The sequence below is a fragment of the Nocardia sp. NPDC050799 genome (genome assembly GCF_040654015.1).
Taxonomy (GTDB): domain Bacteria; phylum Actinomycetota; class Actinomycetes; order Mycobacteriales; family Mycobacteriaceae; genus Nocardia.
The window spans coordinates 20,834-45,609 of record NZ_JBFAHF010000004.1 but is presented as its reverse complement, the minus strand read 5'-3'; the positions used below and the strand labels follow the sequence as shown (position 1 = coordinate 45,609).

The 24,776-nt window shown below is 68.2% G+C and carries 20 protein-coding genes and 2 pseudogenes; 12 read left to right on the top strand and 10 right to left on the bottom strand.

The window, feature by feature from the left end; all coding sequences use genetic code 11:
• Positions 1-256: 256 nt before the first annotated feature.
• Genes AB0H42_RS05705 through AB0H42_RS05685 form a run of 5 tightly spaced genes read left to right on the top strand, consistent with a single transcriptional unit; the run spans position 257 to position 7,731 of the window.
• Positions 257-1,666, top strand: coding sequence for an FAD-binding oxidoreductase (locus AB0H42_RS05705; RefSeq protein WP_357050330.1), 1,410 nt, complete (start codon positions 257-259; stop codon positions 1,664-1,666).
• Positions 1,549-2,802, top strand: coding sequence for an FAD-dependent monooxygenase (locus AB0H42_RS05700; protein WP_357050327.1), 1,254 nt, complete (start codon positions 1,549-1,551; stop codon positions 2,800-2,802). The genes AB0H42_RS05705 and AB0H42_RS05700 overlap by 118 nt, the downstream gene beginning before the upstream one ends.
• A gap of 40 nt (positions 2,803-2,842) precedes the next feature.
• A complete protein-coding gene (locus tag AB0H42_RS05695; RefSeq protein WP_357050325.1) occupies positions 2,843-4,417 on the top strand; it encodes a DHA2 family efflux MFS transporter permease subunit in 1,575 nt (524 codons plus the stop codon).
• A 9-nt stretch (positions 4,418-4,426) separates the two neighbouring features.
• Positions 4,427-6,499, top strand: coding sequence for a phosphate acetyltransferase (pta, locus tag AB0H42_RS05690; RefSeq protein ID WP_357050322.1), 2,073 nt, complete (start codon positions 4,427-4,429; stop codon positions 6,497-6,499).
• Positions 6,496-7,731 (top strand): acetate kinase, encoded by a 1,236-nt coding sequence (locus tag AB0H42_RS05685; RefSeq protein ID WP_357050319.1) that lies wholly within the window; start codon positions 6,496-6,498, stop codon positions 7,729-7,731. The genes pta and AB0H42_RS05685 overlap by 4 nt, the downstream gene beginning before the upstream one ends.
• 12 nt (positions 7,732-7,743) lie before the next feature.
• Here the strand turns inward: AB0H42_RS05685 and AB0H42_RS05680 are convergent, their stop codons facing one another.
• Positions 7,744-9,246 carry a PLP-dependent aminotransferase family protein gene (locus AB0H42_RS05680; protein ID WP_357050316.1) on the bottom strand — a complete coding sequence of 501 codons (1,503 nt, stop codon included), beginning with the start codon at positions 9,244-9,246 and terminating at the stop codon, positions 7,744-7,746.
• 61 nt (positions 9,247-9,307) lie between these two features.
• On the opposite strand from AB0H42_RS05680, the gene AB0H42_RS05675 reads away from it, so the two are divergent.
• The gene (locus tag AB0H42_RS05675) at positions 9,308-9,517 is read left to right on the top strand and encodes a hypothetical protein (protein WP_357050313.1); all 210 of its coding nucleotides are present in this window, start codon (positions 9,308-9,310) and stop codon (positions 9,515-9,517) included.
• 67 nt (positions 9,518-9,584) lie between these two features.
• On the opposite strand, the gene AB0H42_RS05670 is transcribed toward AB0H42_RS05675, so the two are convergent.
• From AB0H42_RS05670 to AB0H42_RS05660, 3 genes are all read right to left on the bottom strand, one after another.
• Complete coding sequence (locus AB0H42_RS05670) at positions 9,585-10,142, bottom strand: hypothetical protein (protein WP_357050311.1); 558 nt, start codon at positions 10,140-10,142, stop codon at positions 9,585-9,587.
• A gap of 70 nt (positions 10,143-10,212) precedes the next feature.
• Positions 10,213-10,509 carry an excalibur calcium-binding domain-containing protein gene (locus AB0H42_RS05665; RefSeq protein ID WP_357050309.1) on the bottom strand — a complete coding sequence of 99 codons (297 nt, stop codon included), beginning with the start codon at positions 10,507-10,509 and terminating at the stop codon, positions 10,213-10,215.
• 244 nt (positions 10,510-10,753) lie between these two features.
• Positions 10,754-13,117, bottom strand: coding sequence for a hypothetical protein (locus AB0H42_RS05660; RefSeq protein WP_357050306.1), 2,364 nt, complete (start codon positions 13,115-13,117; stop codon positions 10,754-10,756).
• An 85-nt stretch (positions 13,118-13,202) separates the two neighbouring features.
• Here AB0H42_RS05660 and AB0H42_RS05655 point away from each other — a divergent pair, with 85 nt between their 5' ends.
• Both AB0H42_RS05655 and AB0H42_RS05650 read left to right on the top strand, forming a co-directional pair.
• The gene (locus tag AB0H42_RS05655) at positions 13,203-13,646 is read left to right on the top strand and encodes a DUF3151 domain-containing protein (RefSeq protein ID WP_357050303.1); all 444 of its coding nucleotides are present in this window, start codon (positions 13,203-13,205) and stop codon (positions 13,644-13,646) included.
• 68 nt (positions 13,647-13,714) lie between these two features.
• Positions 13,715-14,830: an FUSC family protein gene (locus AB0H42_RS05650; RefSeq protein ID WP_357050300.1), complete on the top strand. Its 1,116-nt coding sequence runs from the start codon at positions 13,715-13,717 to the stop codon at positions 14,828-14,830.
• Positions 14,831-15,147: 317 nt separating this feature from the next.
• Here the strand turns inward: AB0H42_RS05650 and AB0H42_RS05645 are convergent, their stop codons facing one another.
• Both AB0H42_RS05645 and AB0H42_RS05640 read right to left on the bottom strand, forming a co-directional pair.
• Complete coding sequence (locus AB0H42_RS05645) at positions 15,148-15,927, bottom strand: site-2 protease family protein (protein ID WP_357050297.1); 780 nt, start codon at positions 15,925-15,927, stop codon at positions 15,148-15,150.
• 130 nt (positions 15,928-16,057) lie between these two features.
• Positions 16,058-16,717: a hypothetical protein gene (locus tag AB0H42_RS05640; protein ID WP_357050294.1), complete on the bottom strand. Its 660-nt coding sequence runs from the start codon at positions 16,715-16,717 to the stop codon at positions 16,058-16,060.
• A 200-nt stretch (positions 16,718-16,917) separates the two neighbouring features.
• Here AB0H42_RS05640 and AB0H42_RS05635 point away from each other — a divergent pair, with 200 nt between their 5' ends.
• On the top strand, positions 16,918-18,207 hold the full coding sequence (locus tag AB0H42_RS05635; RefSeq protein ID WP_357050291.1) for an adenylosuccinate synthase: 1,290 nt from the start codon (positions 16,918-16,920) through the stop codon (positions 18,205-18,207).
• A gap of 4 nt (positions 18,208-18,211) precedes the next feature.
• Here AB0H42_RS05635 and AB0H42_RS05630 read toward each other — a convergent pair whose 3' ends face one another.
• Both AB0H42_RS05630 and fbaA read right to left on the bottom strand, forming a co-directional pair.
• A complete protein-coding gene (locus tag AB0H42_RS05630; RefSeq protein ID WP_357050288.1) occupies positions 18,212-19,327 on the bottom strand; it encodes a BTAD domain-containing putative transcriptional regulator in 1,116 nt (371 codons plus the stop codon).
• 24 nt (positions 19,328-19,351) lie between these two features.
• Positions 19,352-20,386 carry a class II fructose-bisphosphate aldolase gene (fbaA, locus tag AB0H42_RS05625; RefSeq protein WP_357050285.1) on the bottom strand — a complete coding sequence of 345 codons (1,035 nt, stop codon included), beginning with the start codon at positions 20,384-20,386 and terminating at the stop codon, positions 19,352-19,354.
• Positions 20,387-20,594: 208 nt separating this feature from the next.
• Here fbaA and AB0H42_RS05620 point away from each other — a divergent pair.
• Positions 20,595-21,149: pseudogene (locus tag AB0H42_RS05620) on the top strand (VTT domain-containing protein); the annotation flags it as partial.
• Between the two features lie 216 nt (positions 21,150-21,365).
• Positions 21,366-22,001: pseudogene (locus AB0H42_RS05615) on the top strand (DedA family protein); the annotation flags it as partial.
• Between the two features lie 87 nt (positions 22,002-22,088).
• Here AB0H42_RS05615 and AB0H42_RS05610 read toward each other — a convergent pair.
• Entirely contained in the window at positions 22,089-23,279 is a 1,191-nt protein-coding gene (locus tag AB0H42_RS05610) for a glycoside hydrolase family 76 protein (protein WP_357050283.1), read from the bottom strand.
• A 382-nt stretch (positions 23,280-23,661) separates the two neighbouring features.
• On the opposite strand from AB0H42_RS05610, the gene AB0H42_RS05605 reads away from it, so the two are divergent.
• Positions 23,662-24,366, top strand: coding sequence for an RNA methyltransferase (locus AB0H42_RS05605; protein ID WP_357050970.1), 705 nt, complete (start codon positions 23,662-23,664; stop codon positions 24,364-24,366).
• 76 nt (positions 24,367-24,442) lie between these two features.
• Here the strand turns inward: AB0H42_RS05605 and AB0H42_RS05600 are convergent, their stop codons facing one another.
• On the bottom strand, positions 24,443-24,754 hold the full coding sequence (locus tag AB0H42_RS05600) for a DUF4190 domain-containing protein (protein WP_357050280.1): 312 nt from the start codon (positions 24,752-24,754) through the stop codon (positions 24,443-24,445).
• Positions 24,755-24,776: the final 22 nt, after the last annotated feature.

Here is a 24,776-nt window from a genome sequence, read left to right as displayed (position 1 = left end):
CATACAGCTCTTCGGAAATCTGCCGGTTCGTATGCCCCAGCGGTTGGTTGTAGGGAATTCCCTACTGTCGATCCCTACGGGCAGTGGACACACTTGGACCTCTAGCCCATTCGGCAATATCGAATTCGATATCAGAACGCAGGTGAGAAGTGTTCCCTCACGACCCCGGCATCGCCGATGCCGTTATGGATGACCGGCGGAATCCACAATCGCGCGTATGGAGCGAAAGATCGCGGCTGTCACAGGTGTCGCAGCGATGACCGGTGCGCAGCATACCCAGGGCCGGCATTCGGCCGATCTCGGTGAACACCGCCCGCGACAAATCCTGGGGACCTGTTACCCGGAGTCCACCGAGGAGGTTCGGCAGACAGTCGTCTCGGCGGCGCGGACGGGTATCCCGGTTTTCCCGCTGAGCACGGGCCGTAACTGGGGCATGGGGTCAAGGTCGCCGGTATACGACGACTGTTCGGTCCTGGACGCCAGCCGGATGACTGCGGTCCGGACACTGGATCTGGATATCGGCTACGCCGTGGTCGAACCAGGTGTGACCCAGCGACAACTTACTCAACTTCTCGACGGCACACCATGGATGCTGAACGTGACCGCGGGCTGCGCCGATGCGAGCATCGTCGGAAATACGCTCGAGCGCGGCGACGGTACGATCCGGCCCCGGATCGACGATCTCCTCGGACTCGAAGTAGTGCTCGGTACCGGCCGGGTGATGACCACCGGTGGCCTGGACCGCAACGGCCGACGCCCGGGAGCTGTGGCGGGTCCCGATCTGACCCGCGCCTTCGTACAGAGCAACCTCGGTGTGATCACCGCCATGGCGATCAGCCTCGTACCGCGCCCGCAGACAACCATTTTGGTGCACGCCACCTTCACCAAGTCGTCCCTCCTCGAGGTGGCGGATGCGATGATCCGCGTCGGCCGATCGCGCAACGCGAGCGACGGAATGCTGCGTTTGAAGGACCTCTTCGTGGTACCCGAAGCCGGCCGCGCCGCGATCCCTGCTACCGCCGACGTAGATGCTGTGACCGTCCAGGTGCCTCTGCTCGGCTCTCGTGCGGCCGTCGAGCACACCGAGACGATCATCCGCGAAACCTTCTCCCGCGTCCACGGCCTGCTGTCCTATCGGTCGCTGGATACCGCGGAGACGGCCACAGACGACCCGCTCTATACCCGCACTCTGTTCGCGTGCGGCATTCCGTCCTGTACGAACGTCCTGGACGGACTGGGCGTCACCTCCTGTTCACAGGTAGACCGATCACGGATCGGACGGTTGATGTTTCTGCCCGTGGTGCCGTTCCGCGGGACCGATCTGGGTAAGGCGATCGAACTGTTCGAAGTCGAGGCCGAGCGGTACGGCACCGCGGGCATGCTCGAGTTCAACGTGATTTCGCAGCACTCCACCAATATGGTTACCCAAATCCCTTTTTTGCGGGATCCGAGTGGTATCGAGCGGGCACACGAACTGCGCCGGGCGGCGCGTCGCTCGTTCTTGCGCGCGGGATTTCTGCCGTACCGCTCCGATATCGATCACGAGCCATGGGAGCTGTCGGATCGTTCAGCAGACTACGACGACGAGCCCTTACGCATGCTCAAACGACTGTACGACCCTGCCGCGATCATCGCCCCCGGTCGATTCCTGGTGTCGGATCGATGAGTACGGCCCGAATCTCGACAGCCCCCACAACCCCGGTGCTGGATTGCGTTATCCTCGGCGCCGGAGTCGGCGGTGCGCTCCTGGCTTTGCTGCTGGGCCGCAGCGGGCGGCGCGTGCTGTTGATCGAACCCGGTGCCGGGATGCCCCGACGCGGTGCCGATATACTCAAGCCGCGTGGCATCCGGATTCTCGACGAACACGGCCTGCTCGATCGATTGATGCTCCGGGATGCGTTGAAGCGCGATGTCATCGACTTCTATCACGATGGATCTTTGCTGCTCTCATACAATTTCGCCGAGCACACCGATATCGGCTACTTTCTGACCGTGCCGTACGCCGAGACGCTAAGTACGATTCTCTCGGCATGTGGCAAACTGTCGAATATCGATATCCGTTTCGGCAGGCGGCTGGTCGATATTCACACCGCAGATTCTCGGGTCACCGGGGCAACGCTGGATGACGGTACGTCGGTGCGGGCACATATGTTCGTCGATTCCGGCGGATCCCCCTCGCCCCTCAGCGACTTCGTCGCCGCGACTCGCCATATGAGCCGGCACGATCACGTCCTATGGATGGCAACGGTCCCGGTCACGCCCAGTGTCCTCGCACGTAACCGGCTCTATTTCGACTCCAGCGGCTGGTTCGCCTACTTCTACCCGGTGGACACCGAACTGGCCAGGGTTTTCGTCGGCCTCCCGGAGGCTTTGGATGTGCCGGTGTTCCACGATTACCGCATCGACCTGAACACGCGGCTGGCCGGCTTCGTCACCCACAGTCCGGACGTGCTCGCGCAGCTCGACCCGCGCCGGTTCTCCCGCGCACCGGTATCCGTCTATCACAGCACGCCCTATCACCGCGGCAACGTGATCCTGCTCGGTAGCGCCGTGTTCTCGCCACATCCGATGACCGGCCAGGGCATGAGCTACACCATGGAAGACGCGACGGTGCTGGCCGAGATCCTCACCGAGTCGCGCGATGGCTACAGCTCGGAGCAGTTGATCCGGCAGCGCTACCAGCTTCGGAGTGCAACGCACTCCGAGCTGATCGCTTATGGCGATGCCCTCGCCGGCTCCTACTGCGATCGTGACGCCTACCTCCGGGCGCACCGCCCCGCCCTCCATGGTGGTGACCGTTGATGTCGTGGAGCCCGATACCTGTGGGGAGAAGGAACGTCCGATGACCGGACACAACCCCTGGCTCGCGCACTCGGCGCTGGTTGTCGGCTTCTTCATGGTTCTGGTGGATATGACGATCGTCGCGGTCGCCAATCCGGCCATCATGCGCAGCCTGGGCGCGGATATCCCGAACATGCTGTGGGTGACCAGTGCCTACCTACTGACCTATTCCGCGCCGCAGCTGATCACCGGACGGCTCGGTGACCGTTTCGGGCCCAAGAATATCTACCTGCTCGGCCTGACGGTGTTCACCGCCGCCTCGCTGTGGTGCGGGCTGGCCGGGACCATCGGAATGCTCATCGCGGCCCGCTCCATTCAAGGATTGGGGGCGGCACTGCTGATGCCGCAGACGATGGCGGTGATCACCCGCATGTTCCCGCCCGAGCGCCGTGGGGCGGCCATGGGCGTGTGGGGAGGGTGCGCGGGCCTGGCTACGCTGATCGGCCCACTGCTGGGCGGCGTGCTCGTGGACAGCCTGGGCTGGGAATGGATCTTCTTCGTCAATGTCCCGGTCGGTATCGCGGCGCTGGCGCTGGCCGCGCGACTGGTTCCGGCCCTACCCACCAGATCGCGTACCTTCGACATCCCCGGTGCGGTTCTGAGCTCTATCGGTATGTTCGCCCTGATTTTCGGAATCCAGGAGGGCTATCACCAGGACTGGTCGGGGTGGATTCGGCTTTTGATCGGCGCGGGTGTCCTGCTGCTCGTGGCGTTCATCATGGTCGAGGCCCGTGGCGTCGACGAGCCGCTGCTCCCACTGGGTTTGTTCCGCAATCGCAATTTCGCCCTGTCCACTGTGGCCATCGCAGCCATGAATGCTGCGACAACCGCATTCCTTGTGTCGATCTACTTCTGTCTACAGTCGGTGTGGGAGATGTCGCCCACCGACTCCGCCCTGGCGATCGCTCCTATGGCGATCGTCACCGCGATCAGTGCACCGCTCATCGGCCGGCTCGCCGACCGGCTGCATCCCCGCATCGTTCCCACGTTCGGCTTCGGCCTCTTCGCGCTGTCGGTGGCATGGTTCGCGGTGCTGATGCAGAATCCGCAGGCCTCGACAGCCGCTCTCCTGATCGCCTCGGCAGTGGCCGGCGTGTCCAACTCCTGTATCTGGGCTCCGCTGGCGACCAATGCCACCCACCACCTGCCCACCCAGCAGGCGGGCGCGGGCGCGGGTATCTACAACACCACCCGGCAACTCGGCGGTGTCCTGGGTAGCGCCGCCATCAGCGCACTGGTCGCCGCTCGGATGAGTGCCCACGGCGTCGGCGACGTACCGATGGTCGAGCGGCTCGACACCGCCCCGATCCAGGACTCGGTGCGGCACGCGCTCGGTTCGGCGCTCGGCGAGTCCACCTGTCTGCCCATCGCAGTCCTGGTTGTCGGCACGGCCACCGCGGCATTGTTCACCCGGCATACCGGCCCGGCCCTCGCCGGGGAGTCGGCAAAAGCGGATGTTGGACGGCACCTCACCGAGCCGGACCCGACATCCGGCACACAGTGGAGGGGTCCCCGACCGGTATCGGTGCTGCTACGCAGCAGCGGGTGGGTTCGAGGACCCGATGAACACCGCTAGGCTCTGGCTATGGCCGAGGTTGCTGCGTCCAGTGTGTACATCGCGTCGCCGGAGGGCGATACCGGGAAGTCGACCGTGGCGCTCGGCGTACTGCAGATGCTGTGCGCGACCACCGCGCGGGTGGGGGTGTTCCGGCCGATCACCCGTTCGGCCACCGAACCGGATTACATTCTCGAGCTGCTGCTCGAGCACAGCACCGCCGATATCGAGTACCGGCAGGCGGTGGGTGTCGGCTACGAGCAGGTGCACGCCGACCCGGATGCCGCGATCTCCGAGATCGTCATGCGGTATCACGAGGTGGCCGCGGTCTGTGATGCCGTGGTCATCGTGGGCAGCGACTACACCGATGTGGCCAGCCCGAGCGAGCTGCGGTTCAATGCCCGGATCGCGGTGAATCTGGGGGCGCCGGTGCTGCTGGTGGTGCGGGGGGCGCGGCGGTCGGCCGAGGAGGTCGAGCAGCTGGTGGAGCTGTGCACCGCCGAGCTGAAGTCCGAGCACGCGCAGCTGGTGGCCGTTGTCGCCAACCGCTGCGCGCCCGGCGAGCTCGAGGTGGTCCGGGACGCGCTGGCGCCCTTCGGGGTGCCGTCGTGGAGCCTGCCCGAGGTGCCGCTGTTGATCTCGCCCACCATGGCCGAGCTGTGCGAGGCGCTGGACGGCGAGATGTACAGCGGCGACCCCGAACTGCTGGACCGGGAGGCACTGGGGGTAATGGTGGGCGGGATGACCGCGGAGCACATTCTGGAGCGTCTCTTCGACGGCGCGGTGGTGATCGCTCCCGGCGATCGCTCCGATGTGCTGCTCAGCGTGGTCAACGCCCACGAGGCCGAGAGTTTCCCCTCGCTGGCCGGGATCATCATGAACGGCGGGTTGCTCCCACATCCGGCGGTCGCCCGGCTGATCACCGGGCTCAAACCGCGATTACCCATCCTGACCACGGATCTGGGCACCTACGAGACCGCCGGAGTGGCGCATCGCACCCGCGGCCGGATGTCGGCGCACAACCCGCGCAAGGTGGATACGGCGCTGGCGCTCATGGAAACCCATGTGGACGCCGCGGATTTTCTGCGCCGGCTGGAGGTTCCACTGTCCAGCGTGGTGACCCCGCAGATGTTCGAATACCAGCTCATCGAACGTGCCCGGGCCGACCGTAAGACGATCGTGCTGCCCGAGGGCGACGACGACCGGGTACTGCGCGCGGCGGGCCGGGTGCTGCAGCGCAAGATCGCGGATCTGATCATCCTCGGTGACGAGACGGCGATCCGGGCCCGGGCCACGGAGCTGGGCGTCGATATCGCCGGCGCGCAGGTGCTCGACCCGCGGACCTCCGAACATCTCGACGATTTCGCCCGCGAGTACACCGAATTGCGCAAACACAAGGGGATGACCCTGGAGCGGGCGCGGGAGACCGTCACCGACATCTCCTATTTCGGCACCATGATGGTGCATCGGGGGATCGCCGACGGCATGGTGTCCGGGGCGGCGCACACCACCGCGCATACGATCCGGCCCTCGTTCGAGATCATCAAAACGGTGCCCGGGGTCTCGACGGTGTCGAGTGTGTTCCTCATGTGCCTGGCCGACCGGGTGCTGGCCTACGGTGACTGCGCGGTGGTCCCCGATCCGAGTTCCGAACAGCTCGCCGATATCGCCGTCTCCTCGGCCGCGACCGCGACCAGGTTCGGGATCGACGCCCGGGTGGCCATGCTCTCCTATTCGACCGGTGAATCCGGTAGCGGCGCGGATGTGGACAAGGTGCGGGTGGCGACGGGTCTGGTCCGGGAGCGGGCGCCCGAACTTCTCGTCGAGGGCCCCATCCAGTACGACGCGGCCATCGAACCCACCGTCGCCGATGCCAAACTTCCCGGCTCCGAGGTGGCCGGCCGGGCCACGGTTTTCATCTTTCCCGACCTCAATACCGGCAACAACACCTATAAGGCGGTGCAGCGCAGCGCGGGTGCGGTCGCGATCGGCCCGGTGCTGCAGGGGTTGCGCAAACCGGTGAACGACCTATCCCGCGGCGCACTGGTCACCGATATCGTGAACACGGTGGCCATCACCGCTATCCAGGCGCAGCAGCAGTGACGGCGCCGCGGTCCGGGGAGAAGGAGACGGCGGTGGGCGGCAATCTGGTGCTGGTGGTCAATTCCGGTTCGTCCTCGATCAAATATCAACTGGTCGCGCCGGAATCGGGCACCGTGGTGGCGGCCGGACTGGTGGAGCGGATCGGTGAGGACGGCGGGGCGATCGAGCACACCACCGACGGCCGGACCCTTACCGACCAGGTCACCATTGCCGACCACACGGCCGGCCTGCGGCTCGCGTTCGAGAAGTTCGCCGAAACGGGGCACGATCTGGCCGGGGCGGGCGTCACCGCGGTCGGGCACCGGGTCGTCCACGGCGGTGAGGTGTTCTACCGGCCCACGCTCGTCGACGACCGGGTGCTGGCCACCATCGACGAGTTGTCGGCGCTGGCGCCGCTGCACAATCCGGCGAACGTCCGCGGGATCGAGGCGGTACGCACCCTGCTGCCCGAGGTCCCGCAGGTCGCGGTGTTCGATACCGCGTTCTTCCACGGGTTGCCCGACGCCGCCAAGACCTACGCGATCGACGCGCAGGTCGCGGCCGCGCGCGGTATCCGCCGGTACGGCTTCCACGGCACCTCACATGAGTACGTATCGGGTTGTGTCGCCGAATTCCTGGGCCGGCCGGCCGAATCGCTGAAACAGATCGTGTTCCATCTCGGCAACGGCGCGTCCGTCTCGGCGCTGCGGGGCGGACGCCCGGTGGACACCAGCATGGGACTGACGCCGCTGGAGGGCCTGGTGATGGGGACGCGCCCCGGCGACCTGGATCCCGGCATCATCCTGCATCTCATGCGCACCGCGCAGCTGGACGTCAACGGTGTCGACCGCCTGCTCAACCGTCGCTCGGGCCTGCGGGGTATGGCGGGGGTGAATGATTTCCGGGAGTTGCGGCGGCTCATCGGCGACGGCGACGAGGCGGCCCGGCTGGCCTACGACGTCTATCTGCACCGCCTCCGCCACTACCTCGGCGCCTATCTGATCGAACTCGGTGGAGTCGACGCGATCACGTTCACGGCCGGCGTCGGCGAGAACAACCCGGACGTGCGCGCCGACGCGCTGGCCGGCCTGTCCGCGTTCGGGATCGCGGTGGACCGCGACCGCAATACGGCGCCGGAGCGGACCGCACGGCGGATCTCCCCGCCGGACGCGAAGGTGGATGTCCTGGTGGTGCCGACGAACGAGGAACTCGCCATCGCCCGTGCCGCCGCCGCGCTGACCGAAAAGCTGTGAACCAGCCGGGTTTCAGTAGCAGGTGAGCGGCTGGAGCGAATCGCCGGCCTGCGGTCCCAGCGTCGCGTAGGCCGTCGCGATGGCGGTCACCGCGCGCCGCAGCTCGGGTTCGGGGCTTGTGTAGGGCAATCGCAGGAAACGTTCGAAGGCCCCATGGACCCCGAATCTCGGGCCCGCCGCCAGCAGCACTCCGTGATTCGGCGCGGTGGCGGCCAGCGCCGTCGACACCGGCGTGGGCAGCTGCGCCCACACCGACATCCCGCCGACTCCCGGAAGCACGTACCAGCCGGGTAGTTCCTCGGCCATGGCGGCGAGCAACGTCTCCCGCCGGCTGCGCAACTGCCCGCGCCGGCGCTCGAGAATCGGGGCGGCGTGCTCCAGCAGATGGACCGCGGCCAGCTGATCCATCACCGGGGTGCCCAGGTCGACTGTCGAGCGGATACCGAGCAACCGGGTGATCAGCGATTCCGAGGTCCGGATCCAGCCCACGCGCAGACCACCCCAGAAGGATTTGGAGGCCGAGCCGATGGTGACGACCTCCGATCCCTTCGCGAACGCGGCGACCGGTGATACCGGCGCCTGCGCGCCCAGGGACAGATCGGCCATGGACTCGTCGATGATCAGCGTCATCCGGGTGTCCCGGGCGATGGCGGCCAGTTCGGCGCGGGCCGTGTCGTCCATCAGGAAGCCGGTGGGATTGTTGTGGTCGGGTACGAGATAGGCCAGCGAGGCGGCGGTCTGCCGGGCGGCGCTACGTAGTCCGTCGAGGTCCCAGGCGGCCGCCGGATCCTCCAGGCGCAGCGGAACCGGGACCGGGCGCGCGCCCACATCGCGAATGGCTTCGATGGCGTTGGGGTAGGTGGGGTGGTCGATGAGGACCCGGCCCGCGGTCGGGGCCAGCACGTTCAGCAGCAGCCGGAGCCCGTGCTGGGCGCCGAGGGTCACCAGGATCTGGTCGGCGCCGGTGGGCAGACCGCGTTCGGTGTAGCGGCGGGCCAGGGCTTTTCGCAACGGCAGGATGCCCACCGGATCCATGCCGTGGGTACTCAGATACGACGGGATGCCCTGCAGCGCGACGGAGTACGCCTCTTCCATCTCCGGGGGCGCGGTCATCGCCGCGTAGGTCAGGTCCACGGCCGGTGCGGCGCCGGTGGACATGGTGGCGATGATGCCGCGGGCGGCCCGGGTGCCGTCGTGCGCGACGGCCGGCGGTAGGGCGACGGTGCTGCGCGAGCCCTGGCGGGTGATGAGATAGCCGTGTTCGCGCAGCAGCGCGTAGGTGGAGGTGACCGTGGTCCGGCTGACACCGAGGGTGGCGGCCAGATCGCGTTCGCTGGGCAGGGCGATCCCGAGTGGGGCGCGTCCGTCGTGGATCAGCAGCCGGATCCCCTCGGCCAGCGCCAGGTAGGCGGGCCGGGCCGTTTTCCGGGCGCCGCCGTCGGCCGCCGCATCGGCACTACGCCAGTACCCCAGATCGCGAGCCAGACCTGTCGCGCCGATCACCCGTGTCGCCATAGGGTCCAGTATTAAGCAATTGGCTCTTTCGTGGCAAGTCCAGTTATCGGATGCTGAACGTATGACACTCTTTGTGGCACTCGTGGGAGTGGGAACTTTCAGCTTCATCGCATACGACTACGTCGTACACGAATCCCGAATCGCCGAACTACTGGATCGGTACCGACCACTCGGTTCCGTCACCGAGGATGCGGCGAACCGCTACGAATTCGAGCGGTTGTATCGCGACCTCGACGCCGTCCGCTCGTACCGGGAACGGGACGCGGCCTGACGCCGGGCCGATCGCGATAGTCGCCGCGGATCGACCAGTCCAGTTACACAACTGGACTGGTTGGTTTTCAATTCAGCGGATGTGTGCGGTAGAACTCGCACGCCTGCCCGGAGAGCAGCCCGTCCGCGCAGGCGAAATAGGTCTGGATACAGGAATTGGTATTGCAGCCCAGCCGGACCAGTTCGTCGCGCACCCGGAGGTTGCGGTCCTGCGGGCTCTCCGGCCGCGACGACGCGGCGGCCGGGGCCACGGGAACCGCGGTGCCCTCGTTGTCCGCACACGCCCCGAGCAGCAGCATTCCGATGCACAGCGCCGCCACCGCGGTGAATCGACCAGCGGATTTCGTAACCATGCGCACCTCCACATACCCCGGAGTGTTCGACGAGCGGCCAGCGTAACCGATACCCGGGCCGATGGGTACCGGGTGATTCGGCCACCCGGGTCCGTCACAGGTCGGCAGGTACCGGGCGAATCGCAGGTAGCAGGCCGCAGTACTACCGTCAGGTAGCGGGTTTCCGCCCAGGAAAGCCGCCGTGGCGCCGGGGCCGGTGAGCGCCGCGTAGATCGCCGCGTAGATCGCCGCGAACCCGGCTGCCCGTTCGCTCGTCGGCCAGTTCCGAGACATAGTTCTACTGTCAAGCCCGCATTACCCGCCGGATCCGCGAAAGCCGCACGCCGGTACCGGTTTCGCGGTATCAGTACTCTCCCACCTCGCAGGCCACGCCGTCACCGTCGGCGTCGAGTTGCCGCGAGTAACCGGGCTGACCACCCAGCAACGGGGTGTCGGATTCCCGGCGGGCATGCGCGCAATCGATGTAGTAGGGCCGGCCGTCCTTTTCGGGTTCGGCTTCGGCCCGGTCGGCGGGCAGTGGATGGGAATCCTGGCTCCGATTCGACGACTGCGGGAAGTCGGCGGTGGCCGGGGCGGCGGCGAGCACCGACAGCGCGCATCCGGCGATCACGAGGCGGGCCAGTGTTCTTCGAGTTCTCATGGCGAAAGTCCTTGCAGCGAGGTGTACCACCATCCTCACGCGGAGCCGCCGATTGCGAAAGACCTGTGTTTCGTCCACTCACCCGTTCGCGCGGCGATCCAGGACCGGCCGCACGAACGGGTGCCGGTCGAACGCGCAGGTGACCGGCCCGGGCGGGAAGGGCAGTTCCCCGCCCCGGCTCGCCGCTGCCGCCGGCCCGGCGACCGTCCCGCCCGGTACGCCGGTCACCGCATAGCGCAGCCGGTTACGGAGTGCCCGCCGGCGGATCGCAGACCTTCCAGCCGTCGTCGGTCTCCTGCAGATCGAAGGTCCGGGTGGTCTGCTCCGAATCCGCTTCGGTCTGCACGGTCACCTGGGCCAGTGCGGTCCGATCGGTGATCTGCACGGCGTCGACGCCGGTCACGTCGGGAATACTGCCCCCGTCGACGGCCTGCTGGTGCACTGCGGCGAACTGCTCCTCCGACAATCCCTGGTAGTAGTCGTGCAGACCGCCGCAGGTGATACCGCGCAGACCGGCCAGATCGCCGCTCTCCAGCGCGCTGGTGTAATCACCGATAGCCGTACGGATCCGGGCCTGCGGGGAATCGTCACCGGAACCGATACCGGCCACGAGCGCGATCAGCGCGATCACGACCACCACGGCCGCACCCGCGGCGATCAGCCACTTCCGGTTACCCGCGGACCCCGCCGGCGCGGCCGTCGGCTCCACCCGCTGCGGTTGCGCGATCTGCCCGGGGGCACCGTACTGCGGCGACTGCGCGACCCGGTGTTCGGCCACAGTCGGTTTTATATCGGCCGGTGACGGCGCACCGGCCGGACGCGGCGCCCCGGCCTGCGGCCGACCGGACCCCCCGGCCGGACGCGGCGCGCTCTGCGGCCCACCGGCACCCTGCGGTGCGGACGCCGGTCCGCCCGGCCGCTGCGGTGCCGACTGGTCCGGGCGGTTCAGCGCCTGCGGGCCGGGCCGTTTCGGGCCGGACTGCGGACGCGGTGTGGTCGGCGGTTTCGACAGCGGCCCCGCCGTACCCGACCCGACCCGGTCGGTGCGGGCCGGGCCCTGGGGGCCGCCCGGTTGCTTCGTGCCCGGGCGGCCGGGGCTGCGCACCTGACTCATATCGATGCGCTCGGTGGCATTCGGATCCGGTGTGCGCACCGATATGGATTCGGTCGGCGCTTCCTCCGGCCGCTGCGGCCGGGGGATCACCACTGTCTTCGCCTCGGTGCCGGCCGGCGCCTCCAGTTCGACCGTGGGGTCGGCGGTCGCGGCGTCGTCGTCGGTCGCGGCGTCGGTATCCGCGGCGGTGGCGGCCCCGTCCGGGCCGGCTTCGGCCACCTCGTCCGCGGTCTCTCCCGCCGCATCGGAGTCGGGCTCGGTGCCGCTCGCGGTGATCTCGGCGGTGGGATCCTCTCCGGGGCCGGTCGCGGCATCGGACGCGGCGGTCTTCTCCGTGTCACCGGCCGGCGCGGCCGCGTCCTCCGCAATACCGGCCGATTCGGCAGTCCCGGCGGCAGCTGCCTCGACGTCGGCAGTCCCAACGGTGACCGTCTCGGCGTCACCAGCCGATTCGACGGTCCCAGCGGCAACCGTCTCGGCGGCACCAGCCGATTCGACGGTTCCAGCGGTGACCGTCTCGGCGGCACCAGCCGAGGCGGCAGTCTCCTGCGCATCTCCGGCGGGTGCGGGCGATGCCTCCGCCGCGTTACCGCCGGATTCGGCGAAACCGGCGCCGGTATCCGGAGACGTGGACGTACCACCGGCCGAATCCGCGCTCTCTGCAGCGGTTTCCGTGGCCGCTGCCCCCGCTGCTCCGGCTTGCGCCGCTGTGGTCTGCTCGGCCTCGCCGGCGGAAGCGTCCGCACCGGCGGGTACGTCACCGCCCGCCTCGGACACCCTCGCCGCCGCGCCGGACACCCCTTCCGCATCCGCCTCGGCCGATGCCGCCGGATCCTCGGCGGTCACATCGTCGGGAGAGCCGGCGCCGGTGCGCCCGGAATCGCCGCCGGAGCCGCTGTCGGCCGCGGCCTGCTCCGGTTCCGTCACGGCCGAAGGTGCCCGCGCGCCGGTTTCCTCGGCGGAAGCCGCTTCGGTGGGCGGACCGTCCGCGGCGCGCGCCGGCCCGCTCGATCCGGCCTCCGCACCCGGTGCGGTCTCCGCGGCGGGCCCGGCCCCGCTTTCCGCGCCCGGCACCGCGGCCTCCGTATCCGCATCCGAGCCCCGAGTCGCCGCTTCCGCGGGCTCACCGTCCGAGCCGTCCGAGGCCCCGACCTGCTCCGCCACCGGAACACCGGACTCCGAGGCCGCCACCGGCGAGGTGTCCTCGGCCTGCGCGTCACCGTCCGCCGATTCCCCGCCCGAGTCCTGAGAGGTACGTTCCAGCGCCTCGGTCGGCGCACCGGCCTTCTCGTCCGGGCCCGCTGCACCGGTCGACGCCGTTTCTCCGGTCGCCTCCCGGCCGGTCGCCGAGGTCGCCGCATCCGCTGCCCGCGCCGGCTGCGATCCGGTGTCGGACGTCTGCGGGTTCGCCGCGGCGGAAGAACCCGCGCGGGACTCGCCGCCGGTGTCGGATTCGGAGCGGATCGGTTCCTTGTCGTCGGTCGGGTGCGACACCTATACCCCTCGTTGCTGGCTAACAGAATGTGACGTAGATGGCCAGCCTATCGAGCATTCCCGATACCCGTGCACAATGAAGCTCATGACCTCGTTCGGTGATCTGCTCGGCCCGCAACCGGTACTCCTTCCTGAACTACACGAGGCGGAGGACGCGCTCGACGCCGGCACCGATCCGGTGCGCGTCGCGGCCGATAATCCCGCCGCCTCGATCGCCTGGGCGGCCCTGGCCGAAGCCGCGCTGGAGCGCGCGGCCGACGCCACGGAGCCGGTCAACCACGATGTCGTCGCCGCCTACGCGTTCGCCCGTACCGGCTACCACCGTGGGTTGGACCTGCTGCGCCGCAACGGCTGGAAGGGCTTCGGCCCGGTCCCGTGGGAGCACGAACCGAACCGCGGCTTCCTGCGCAGTGTCGCGGCCCTGGCCAAGGCGGCCAAGGCCGTCGGGGAATCCGACGAGTACGCCCGCTGCCTGGACCTGCTCGAGGACTGCGATCCGCGAGCGGCCGGCGAACTGGGTCTGGGCTGAACGAACCCGGAGCATTGATCGACCCGAAATCCCCGGTGGGCCGAGCCCGGACCAGGGGTGCCGACCGGATGCGGCGTTCCTGGAAGCGGCTCCGCCTCTCGGCGATCCCGATTCTGCAGTGTTCGCTGGCGGCGGCGCTGGCCTGGTTCCTGGCCAAGGACGTGGTCGGCCACGCGCTGCCCTTCTTCGCGCCGACCGCCGCGGTGGTGTCCATCGGCACCGCCTTCGGCGCCCGGCTGCGCCGCTCGCTGGAACTGGTGGTCGGGGTCGCGGTCGGTATCGGCGTCGGCGATCTGTTCATCTCGCGGGTGGGCACCGGAGTCTGGCAGATCGCCCTGGTGGTGGCGGTGGCCATGGCCTTGGCGGTGTTCCTCGACGGCGGCGCCATCATCGGTATCCAGGCCTCGGGTTCGGCCGTGCTGGTGGCCACCCTGATGCCGCCGGACACCGGGGCCGGCCTGTCGCGCATGGTGGACGCACTGATCGGGGGGCTGGTCGGCGTGGTGGTCGTCGCCGCGCTGCCGTTGCATCCGGTGCGCCGGGCCCGGGAGCAGGCGGCGGCGATTCTGGGCGTGATGGCGAAATCACTCACCGACGGCGCGCACGGACTGCTCGAACAGGATCCCGGCAAGGTGCACACCGCGCTCACCGCGGTCCGGGCCACCCAGGCACAGCTGGATTCGCTGCGCAAATCGCTCGAGGGCGGCCGCGAGGTGAGCCGCATTTCTCCGCTGTACTGGAATTCGCGCGGCCGCTTGGAGCGCTTGCGCGCCGCGGCCGATCCACTGGACAACGCGGTCCGCAACACCCGGGTGCTGCTGCGCCGCTCGTTGACCCTGGTGCGCGACGACGAGATCCTCAATCCGGGCCTGATCGAGGAAGTGGAGCAGCTGGCCGCCGCTGTCGAGGTGGTCCGGCGCATGATCCTCACCGATCCGGGCGAACAACCCGACCGCGCGGAGGCCGCCCGCGTGCTGCGCTCGGTGGCCAAACAGGCGCGCCCGGAACTGGTTGCGGGAGCCGGTCTGTCGGCACATGTGGTCTTCGCCCAAATCCGGTCCACGCTGGTAGACCTGTTGCAGGTCTGCGGGGTGCAGCGCGTTTCCGCCCTGGCACTACTCCCGCCCACCGTGCCCAATCCCTATGTGACACCGACGAACCGGCCCGCCGATTCAGGCGGTTAGGTTCCGAATTCGCGGTGTCGTTCGCTACCGGGTTGCCGGTACCGGCCGGGCCCGCGATCGCGGGCCGCACGCGCCTCATCGCCCGGCCACGGCCGGTATTCGAGTAGTCGACTACCTGTGCCGCGGCGGCCGGTCTCCACTAATGTGAAACGTGACCGCACCGGCCCACAGCCGGTTCGGTCGGACCCCTCTCGTGCGCCGCGTCGCCGGCGGACGGCGCGTCGGCGCCGAACGTTTCGGATACCCGGACGCCGGCCCGGGCGGGGAATCCGGGCCCGTCCGGCCGGCGCCGCGCCGGGCGGGCCCTCTCGGATCGGCTACGCCCAGAACCTGGTCAGATATCCGCCGTAGCGCGACCACTGCTCCGATACCCCGGACAGGTCGTAGAGCGCGTACACGGCGTCGAAGAAGACCTGATTGATCGCCGGGGTGAACAGCAGGGCGAACAGGATGAGCATGCCGAAGGGTTTGAACTGTTCCAGCCCGCGCCGGGTCTGGTAGCTCAGGGACGGCTCCACCACGCCGTAGCCGTCCAGGCCCGGGATGGGCAGCAGGTTCAGCAGGGTCGCGGTCACCTGCAGGAAGGCCAGGAAGCTGAGCCCGAACCAGAACGCCGGATGCTCCTGCGCGCTGCCGAAGAAACGCACGATCAGCAGCAGCACCAGCGCGCACACCGCATTCACGGCCGGGCCCGCCACACTGATCAACCGCTGTGTACGGGCTGGCAACTGATGCGTGTGCACATAGACCGCACCGCCCGGCAGCCCGATACCGCCGAGCGCGATGAAAACCATCGGCAGCACGATCGACAGCAGCGGATGGCTGTATTTGAGCGGATTGAGGGTCAGGTAGCCGCGTAGTTCCACCTCGCGGTCCCCGGCCCGCCAGGCGATATAAGCATGAGCGAACTCGTGCAGGCACAGGCTCACCACCCAGCCGGACACCACCAATACGAAAACGCCGGCCTTTGCCCGGACCGAATCCAGATCCGCATCCCAGGCGAGCACGCCACCGGCCACGGCGAGCGCCACGACCAGCAGAAACACCGGGCTGGGACGGATGGCACCGCGCCGCAGGGCCGGGACGCCGGGGGTCACGGCCGCCCGCCCACGGGCACTCCGGGACCGATCCGCCGCCGGCGAAGGTATCGTCCCCCGACCACCGCAACCGGCCCGGACCGGCCGACCCTTGGACGGCGAAGGCCGAAGCGCCGGCGGAGATATGGCATCAGCGGACCAGCAGCCAGGGTTCGTGATGCCGGTAGAACGTCGACCGCGGCACCACCCGGTCGCTCTGGATACCGTCGCGGTTGATCACCGCACCCGGCGTGCCGAGTTGCGCGGCGCGCCCGGGGGTCCAGCGCCGGCGCCGGAACCGGCGCGGAAAACTCGCCCGGACTCCGGGCAACTCCAGTGTGGGGGCGACGAACATGGCCCGGATCGTGCCGGAGAACAGGCGGGTGTCGTCGACATAGGCCTCCCCGGTCAGCGGGCCGCCCTCCGGCCCGGTGATCTTGGCGCGGCCCACCAGGACGGTGCCGGTGTCGTCACGCACCAGCGGGGTCTCGGTGGCCGAACCCTCGAGCGCCCGTTTCGCCGCGGCATTTCCGGTGTCGAGGTCATAGGCCTGGGCGCCGTAGGTCCGCTCCAGGGGTACGTAGCCGACTTCCACGTGCAACCGCTCGGTGCGCATCAGATGGGTGAGTACAGCGGCCAGCGCCGCATCGCCGCCCAGCACGATCAGACGCGGCAGGCTGTCGGCCGCCAGCACCGGCAGGAGCTCGTCGATCAGCCCGGTACCCGGTATTGCCCCGGTCTGCGCGGTGGGCTGCGCGGCGAGGGCGATGGGTACCGGTGCATCGGCACAGCGGAGAACCTGGGTACTCAAACGCCCAACACCCTCCCTCGGACCGGTCACCCATGAGTGTAAAGGGTGCCCGGTGGCGACCCGCGCAACGGCCCGGCCCCGGCGACCGTTCCCCGGCGCCCGCGCGGTCTCGGCTAGACTGTGATCCCGGCTTCCTCCGCATTACGGCAGGCAGCTGCAGCACGTTGCGTGTTGCGCGTCGAATCGTAGGAGACACGACCATGCCGGCAATCGTCCTCATCGGAGCCCAGTGGGGTGACGAGGGCAAGGGCAAAGCCACCGATCTACTCGGGGGCCGCGTGCAGTGGGTAGTGCGGTACCAGGGCGGTAACAACGCCGGCCATACCGTGGTGCTACCCAACGGCGACAACTTCGCGCTGCACCTCATTCCGTCCGGCATCCTGACCCCCGGCGTCAAGAACGTCATCGGCAACGGCGTGGTCGTCGACCCCGGCGTATTGCTCGATGAGCTCGCCGGGCTGGAGGATCGCGCCGTCGACACCTCGGGTCTGCTGCTCTCCGCCGACGCGCATCTGATCATGCCGTACCACGTGGCCATCGATAAGGTCACCGAACGGTTCCTCGGCAACAACAAGATCGGCACCACGGGTCGCGGTATCGGTCCCTGCTACCAGGACAAGGTCGCGCGGGTCGGGGTCCGGGTCGCCGATGTACTGGACGAGAAGATCCTCACGCAGAAGGTCGAGGCCGCACTCGAGTTCAAGAACCAGGTGCTGGTGAAGATCTACAACCGGCGCGCCCTGGACCCCCAGCAGGTGGTCGAGGAGGTGCTCGGCCAGGCCGAACGGTTCGCGCACCGCATCAGCGATACCCGGCTGGAACTGAACCTGGCCCTGGAACGCGGTGAGACCGTGCTCCTGGAGGGGTCGCAGGGCACCCTGCTGGACGTGGACCACGGGACCTACCCCTACGTCACCTCGTCCAACCCGACCGCCGGCGGCGCCGCGGTGGGCGCGGGAATCGGGCCCAACCAGATCGGTACGGTGCTGGGCATCCTGAAGTGCTACACCACCCGGGTCGGCTCCGGCCCGTTCCCGACCGAACTGTTCGACGAATCGGGGGCCTACCTGGCCAAGACCGGCGGCGAAGTCGGCGTCACCACCGGCCGGGCGCGCCGCTGCGGCTGGTTCGACGCGGTCATCGCCCGCTACGCGACCCGGGTCAACGGCATCACCGACTACTTCCTCACCAAACTCGACGTGCTGTCGAGCCTGGACCGGGTGCCGATCTGTGTCGCCTACGAGGTGGACGGCGAACGGGTCGAGCAGATGCCGACCACCCAGACCGGCTTCCATCACGCCAAGCCGATCTTCGAGGAGATGCCCGGCTGGTGGGAGGACATCTCCGGCGCGCGGACCTTCGCGGAACTGCCCGCCAACGCCCAGGCCTATGTCCTGCGGCTGGAGGAGCTCTCGGGCGCCCGGATCTCCTGTATCGGGGTCGGGCCGGGTCGCGAGGAGACCATCGTCCGCCACGACGTGCTGGGCTGAGGCCTCAGCGGACGGCCTCGAAGGCCAGCACGGTATTGCCGATCCGGATCGAATCGCCGTCGGCCAGCAGCGCGGAATCGATCGGCTGCTCGTTGACGAACACCCCGTTGGCCGAGCCGAGGTCCTCGATCAGCAGGCCGGCCCGGCCCAGTTTGATCTGGGCGTGGTACCGGCTGGCCTTCGGATCGTCGAGGATCAGATCGTTGTCGGTCATCCGGCCGACCCGGAAACCGCCGTGCGCGACCGGCACCGTCCGCCCGTCCGGTAACCGCAGCTGACCGCTGCGCACGGTACGTGGCACCTCGGTGACCGTATCGGTCATCGCCGCGGCCATCCGCTCGACGCTCTTCGGCTCGACGGTGCTCAGCGGTTCCTGCCGTAGCACCCGCCGCTCCAGCTCCACCAGCGCGGGCCCGGGGTCGATACCGAGTTCCTCGGCCAGTACCGCCCGCACCCGCCGGCATGCCTCCAGCGCGTCGGCATGGCGTTCGGACAGATAGAGCGCGGTGATGAGCTGACCCCACAGCGGTTCCCGCAGCGGATGCTCGCTGGTGAGCGCGACCAGCTCGCCGATCACGGCGGCGGCCCGGCCGCACGCGATCTCCGCGTCGAACCGTGCCGATACCGCCAGCAGCCGCTCCTCCTCCATGGCGGTGGCGAAACTGTCGGCGAAACCGAGACCCGCGAGATCGGACAGCGCCCGGCCGTTCCATTCGCGCAGGGCGGTGCCGAACAGCCGGGACGCCGCGGCGTGATCGCCGGCCCCCGACGCCCGGGTGCCCGCGTCCCGGGCGGCTTCGAACCGGCCCAGGTCGCAGGCGTCGTCGGCGATCTCGAGCCGATAGCCCGAGGACTCCGTGCGCAGGACACCCGCCGGGTCGACACCGGAATTGCGCAGCGCCTTCCGGATATTCGACACGAACACCTGCAGGCTGGCCGCGTACGCATCCGGCGGCTCCTCGTTCCAGACCATATCGGCCAGGGTCGAGGAGGACACGGCCCGGCGCCGGTTCACCGCGAGTGCGGCCAGCAGCGCTCGGGGTTTGGGCCCGCCGACCGGCACCGGCTCACCGCCGACCAGTAGACGCACGGGCCCCAGCACGCGGAGATCGAGTGTCATCCGGCTACGGACGGTGCGCAGAGATCAGGCACTGATGGAACGCCCGGCGGACTGCAGGTCGTTGCACGCCCGCACCACCCGCTGGGCCATCGACAGCTCGGCCTTCTTCAGGTAGCTGCGCGGATCGTAGGCCTTCTTGTTGCCGACCTCGCCGTCGATCTTCAGCACACCGTCGTAGTTGCCGAACATATGGGCGGCGATCGGCCGGGTGAACGCGTACTGGGTGTCGGTGTCGACGTTCATCTTCACCACGCCGTAGCGCAGCGAATCGTCGATCTCGGACTTCAGCGATCCGGAACCGCCGTGGAACACGAAATCGAACGGTTGGGCGTCATTGGCCAGGCCCAGCTTGGCCGCGGCCACCCGCTGGCCCTCGGCCAGCACCTCGGGCTTGAGCACCACATTGCCCGGCTTGTACACACCGTGCACATTGCCGAAGGTGGCGGCGAGCAGGTATTTGCCCTTCTCGCCGGCGCCGAGCGCGTCGATGGTCTTCTCGAAGTCGGCGGGCGAGGTGTAGAGCTTCTCGTTGATCTCGGCCTCGACACCGTCCTCTTCACCGCCGACGACACCGATCTCGACCTCGAGGATGATCTTCGCGGCGGCAGCGGCGGACAGCAGCTCCTGCGCGATGGAGAGGTTCTCGTCGATCGGCACGGCCGAACCGTCCCACATATGCGATTGGAACAGCGGATTCTGCCCGGCGTCCACCCGCTCCTGCGAGATGGCCAGCAGCGGCCGGACGAACCCGTCCAGCTTGTCCTTGGGGCAGTGGTCGGTGTGCAGCGCGATGGTGATGTCGTACTTCGCGGCCACCACATGGGCGAATTCGGCCAGCGCGACCGCACCGGTGACCATATCCTTCACCCCTTGGCCGGAACCGAATTCCGCGCCACCGGTGGAGAACTGGATGATCCCGTCACTACCCGCCTCGGCGAAACCCTTGATCGCCGCGTTGATCGTCTCCGACGATGTGCAGTTGATGGCCGGGAAGGCAAAAGAGTTCGCCTTGGCCTGACCGAGCATCTCGGCGTAGACCTCCGGAGTCGCGATCGGCACTGTGAAGACCTCCGTGTTGTGCGGCAGACGTGGGATTGTGTTTCTGCACATACCCTAAGGCAGGCAGGTTTCATCCGGTATAAGGGGATTGTTTGCGCCGCCGCGCCCTACGGCCGTCGAGGTAACCGGTACTGTGGGCCGGGTGATTGCGCTGGCAGCTACCGACGCGGTGACGAGCAATCTGGCTCTGACCGAACTGCTCGACCCGATGCACCTGTTGACCGAGACCTGGCTGAAGAACGCGGTGCTACCGGCCATTCTGGTGATCGTCTTCATCGAGACCGGTCTGCTGTTCCCACTGCTCCCCGGTGATTCGCTGCTGTTTACCGGTGGTCTGCTGGCCGCGCAACCCAATCCTCCGGTATCGATCTGGGTGCTGGTCCCTGCCGTCGTCTTCATCGCTTTCGCCGGTGATCAATGCGGGTATTGGATCGGCCGGGCCATCGGTCCCGCGCTGTTCAACAAAGAGGACACGCGCTTCTTCAAGAAGAGCTACGTCACCGAAACGCACGAATTCTTCGAGAAGCACGGCCCCAAAACGATCATCCTGGCCCGTTTCGTCCCGATCGTCCGGACTTTCATGCCGGTGCTGGCCGGGGTCTCCAAGATGAGCTACCAGCGCTATGTCGCCTTCGATATCGTCGGCGCCGTCGCCTGGGGTGGCGGGGTGACCGTGGTCGGGTACTTCCTCGGCAATGTCGCCTTCATCCGCGACCACGTCGAGGCCATTTTCCTGCTCATCGTGTTCATCTCGATTCTGCCGGGCATCAGCGCGGTCGCCAAGAAGCTGCTCGGCCGCAAAACGGACAAAGCCGTCGCCAACGGCACCCTGACCTCGACCGCGGAGCTTCCGGCCATGGAACTGCCCGGCCAATTCGACAACACCATGCCCCTGCCGGTGGTGCATCACGCCGGACCGGTCGGCGCAAACGATTCTCCCGTTCGGTAAGTGGTGAGCGTCCAGGCCGTGCCCCATGCGATGGGCAGCTTCGAACCCCTGATCTCCGCGGGACCGGCACTCGTCTGGACCGTGGTCCTGACCTTCGTCTTCCTGGAATGCGCGTTCATTCTCGGGCTGTTCCTGCCCGGCGATTCGATGCTGCTGACCGCGGGCATCGTGATGGCCTCGCACGCCACCGGCGAAACCCAGGTCTGGCTGCTCGCGATCGGCGCGATGGTCGCCGCCATCGCCGGCAACCAGGTGGGTTACATGGTCGGGCGAAGAACCGGTCACCGGCTCGTCGCCCGCAAGAACGGGCGCTATATCAACACGCGCAACCTGTCCCGGGTCGCCGAGCTGCTGCAGCGGCACGGTTTCGTGGCGGTCCTGATCGCCCGCTGGATCCCCTGGGTGCGCACCCTGTGCCCGATGGTGGCCGGCGCGGCCGGAATGGACCATCGCCGCTACACCGTGGCCAGCACCATCGGCGCCATCATCTGGGCCCCGGTCCTACTGCTCATGGGGTACTACGCCGGCGGTTTCATCCAGCGGATCTCCTGGCTCATGCCCATCGTGATCGGCTCGCTGGTGGTGTGCCTGATCGTGGGCACCGTCATCGGCATCAGGCAGTACCGGCAGGAGATGTCCCAGCCGATCGAGGACTTCGACCTCGATTCCGCATCCGCCGAGGCCGACACCATGCCGCTGCCCGGCCTCGGACGGGCGGGCCACCACCCCGGCCACGGTGACGACCCACGTGAACTACAGACCGGCCGCGGTGACCATATGGGCGGCTTCCATGAGCATCCATCCCGCCAGCTGTACCGATAGGTCCCGTTCGGGAACCCGGGAGGAGCTGACCGCCCCGTTGGAAGTGAGCCCGCCGGCGCCGCGGCTACCGCTGGGCAGCTGAGCGGATACCGTCCAGTCGTGGCCGAAGAGTGGCTCGCCCTCCACATCGAGCCGGTTCTCCCAGGCCGCGGCCGCCGATTCCTTCACGATGCGCGCGGCCACGCGCCGGTCGGCGAGTTGTTCGTGTTCGTTGCCGGGCAGCATCAGCGCGACCTGGGCGAGATAGCGCACGAGAATGCCGTTGAACAGCCCGCCGTCGCCACCGGTACCGCCGCGCACCACGCAGTCGACGGTGAGATGGTCCTCCACGGCGTCCAAGAGGCGGTGCACCCGGTGGAGATGCGCATGATCGCCGGTGTGTACCGCGAGCTCGGTTTCCAGGCCGAGCACGACACCCTGGCAGTAGGTGTAGACCGGGCGTTCCAGCTCGCGGGCGGGGAGGTGGATACCGTCGAAGATCAGACCGGACTCCGGATCGCGCAGCGTCTCGTCGATCCAGTCCGCTATTTCCGCTGCCCGTTCATAGCGGCCGAGCCGGGCCAGCGCGATACCGGCGGGACCGTTGGCCGGGGCGTTGTAGAAATCCGCCCCCACCCGCCAGGGGATGCCGCCGCCCACCGCGGGGTTCCACGCCGTGTACAGCTTCTGTTCCAGCGGGCCGAGCGCGCCGACGGCCTCCTGGTTGTCGTGGATCCGGGCGGCGCGTTCCAGGGCGATGGCCAGCCAGGCCATATCGTCGTAGTAGCGGTTGGTCCATCCGGAGATATTGCGGAGCCGGTGCGACCGGACCAGGGTGGCCACCCGTTTGCGGCGTTCGATGGTCGGCGCCCGGTTGGCGGCGTCGACGGCGCAATCGATGAGATGGGCCTGCCACCAGTAGTGCCAGGTGAAGAAGAATCGCTCGCGCCGGATCGACGGCCAGCCCACCACGCCGAGCGCGGTGCCCGGCAGCAGCCACACCGGCCGCAGATGACGGGACAGAATCGCGGCCTCGGCCCGGTCGGCCCGCTCGGACCAGCGTGTCGCGGGGTCGCCCAGCGGCCTGCGCTGTTGCCCGGCCGAGCGCCGGGGAACGTCGAGATCGTCGCTGGGCGGGGTCATGAAACCCATATTGCCAGGCGAATCGGCTTTTCCGCCGCTCAATTGTTACCGACTCGACGCGCAACCGTTCGACTCCGCCCGGATTCGGTCCGGACCTCGTGGAATTACTGCCGGACAAGAGACGGAACGGGCGGCCGGATGTCGTAAACCGGGGTTTACGGCCGGGCGTGTCGCGCCGGCTGCCGCGTGCTCCGAAGCGGCGGGCGGACGGGCCGCCCGCAGAACCCACCGGCGCACAACGCGTTTCGCTCGGTCCGGACCGAGCCGGAGGACCCTGCCCCGCCCGCACTACGATCATGCCGTGACCAACCCAGCGCTAGGGGCCGATCCGGGCCCCGCCCGGCTCCGGACATCCGGGGTCGCGACAGCGCGTACACCGGACCTGGAACCGGCAGCGCGACAGGAATCCGACGATCCCGACCCGGACCCCGAACCCGGGCTCGGTCCGACCGAATGGGGAGAGAACCCGAACGGGGTCGGGCCGTGGACGGCCGAGCACGACGGGCCACCGCCGGAGGACGACCGGCTCGACCCGGTCCTGCTCACCGAAGGCGACCGCCGCAATGTCGTCGACGCGTACCGCTACTGGACCCGGGAAGCGATCGTGGCCGATATCGACCGCCGCCGCCACCCGTTCCATATCGCCATCGAGAACTTCGGGCACGACGCAAATATCGGCACGGTCGTACGTACCGCCAACGCCTTCGCCGCCGGCGCGGTGCACATAGTCGGCCGCCGCCGCTGGAACCGGCGTGGCGCCATGGTCACCGACCGCTACCAGCACATCACCCACCATCCGGATATCGAGGCTCTGCTCGAATTCGCCCGGTCCGAGGACCTGAGCGTGGTCGCGGTGGACAATGTCCCGGGTTCGGTACCGCTGGAAACCGTCCGGCTGCCGCGGCGCTGCCTGCTGCTCTTCGGGCAGGAGGGTCCAGGGGTCACCCAAAGCGCCCGGGACGCAGCGGTACTCACGGTGTCCATCGCCCAGTTCGGTTCCACCCGCAGTATCAACGCGGGAGTCGCGGCGGGGATCGCCATGCACACCTGGATCCGCCAGCACGCGGACCTCACCGCCGCCTGGTGAGTGGGCCGTACATAGAGCGGCAACCATCGAGCACTGGTCACGAAGGCCCCGGCCGTGGGCGCCGAAGGCGACGCGATCAGGCAGAGTTGATCAGCACGACCATGAAGACGATGTAGGCGATGGCCGCGAGCACTCCCAGGATCAGCAGCACCGAGCCGATGATGCCCAGGATGTAACCCACCATCACATTGCTGCGGCCGCCGACGGTGCCGCCGGAGGCGTCGATCTCATTGAGCGTCCGGCGTCCCATCACCCACGCGAACGGGGCGCAGACCTGGCAGAACATCATTCCGACGATGCCGAGGATCAGTACGGTGGTCGCTTGCGGGTGGTCGGGCGGCGGGTAGCCGTACGCCGGGTAGCCGTACGCGGGCGGCGGGTAGCTCATGCGTGGATGGTATCGGGCAGCA

What these genes read in the sequence shown, in the direction of transcription:
- AB0H42_RS05655 (WP_357050303.1), top strand. Translation starts at nt 13,203, where the DNA reads ATGACCTCGTTCGGTGATCTGCTCGGCCCGCAACCGGTACTCCTTCCT.
- AB0H42_RS05635 (WP_357050291.1), top strand. Translation starts at nt 16,918, where the DNA reads ATGCCGGCAATCGTCCTCATCGGAGCCCAGTGGGGTGACGAGGGCAAG.
- AB0H42_RS05700 (WP_357050327.1), top strand. Translation starts at nt 1,549, where the DNA reads ATGGGAGCTGTCGGATCGTTCAGCAGACTACGACGACGAGCCCTTACG.
- AB0H42_RS05675 (WP_357050313.1), top strand. Translation starts at nt 9,308, where the DNA reads ATGACACTCTTTGTGGCACTCGTGGGAGTGGGAACTTTCAGCTTCATC.
- AB0H42_RS05630 (WP_357050288.1), bottom strand. Translation starts at nt 19,327, where the DNA reads ATGACACTCGATCTCCGCGTGCTGGGGCCCGTGCGTCTACTGGTCGGC.
- AB0H42_RS05705 (WP_357050330.1), top strand. Translation starts at nt 257, where the DNA reads ATGACCGGTGCGCAGCATACCCAGGGCCGGCATTCGGCCGATCTCGGT.
- pta (WP_357050322.1), top strand. Translation starts at nt 4,427, where the DNA reads ATGGCCGAGGTTGCTGCGTCCAGTGTGTACATCGCGTCGCCGGAGGGC.
- AB0H42_RS05695 (WP_357050325.1), top strand. Translation starts at nt 2,843, where the DNA reads ATGACCGGACACAACCCCTGGCTCGCGCACTCGGCGCTGGTTGTCGGC.
- AB0H42_RS05650 (WP_357050300.1), top strand. Translation starts at nt 13,715, where the DNA reads ATGCGGCGTTCCTGGAAGCGGCTCCGCCTCTCGGCGATCCCGATTCTG.
- AB0H42_RS05610 (WP_357050283.1), bottom strand. Translation starts at nt 23,279, where the DNA reads ATGACCCCGCCCAGCGACGATCTCGACGTTCCCCGGCGCTCGGCCGGG.
- AB0H42_RS05600 (WP_357050280.1), bottom strand. Translation starts at nt 24,754, where the DNA reads ATGAGCTACCCGCCGCCCGCGTACGGCTACCCGGCGTACGGCTACCCG.
- AB0H42_RS05680 (WP_357050316.1), bottom strand. Translation starts at nt 9,246, where the DNA reads ATGGCGACACGGGTGATCGGCGCGACAGGTCTGGCTCGCGATCTGGGG.
- AB0H42_RS05670 (WP_357050311.1), bottom strand. Translation starts at nt 10,142, where the DNA reads ATGTCTCGGAACTGGCCGACGAGCGAACGGGCAGCCGGGTTCGCGGCG.
- AB0H42_RS05665 (WP_357050309.1), bottom strand. Translation starts at nt 10,509, where the DNA reads ATGAGAACTCGAAGAACACTGGCCCGCCTCGTGATCGCCGGATGCGCG.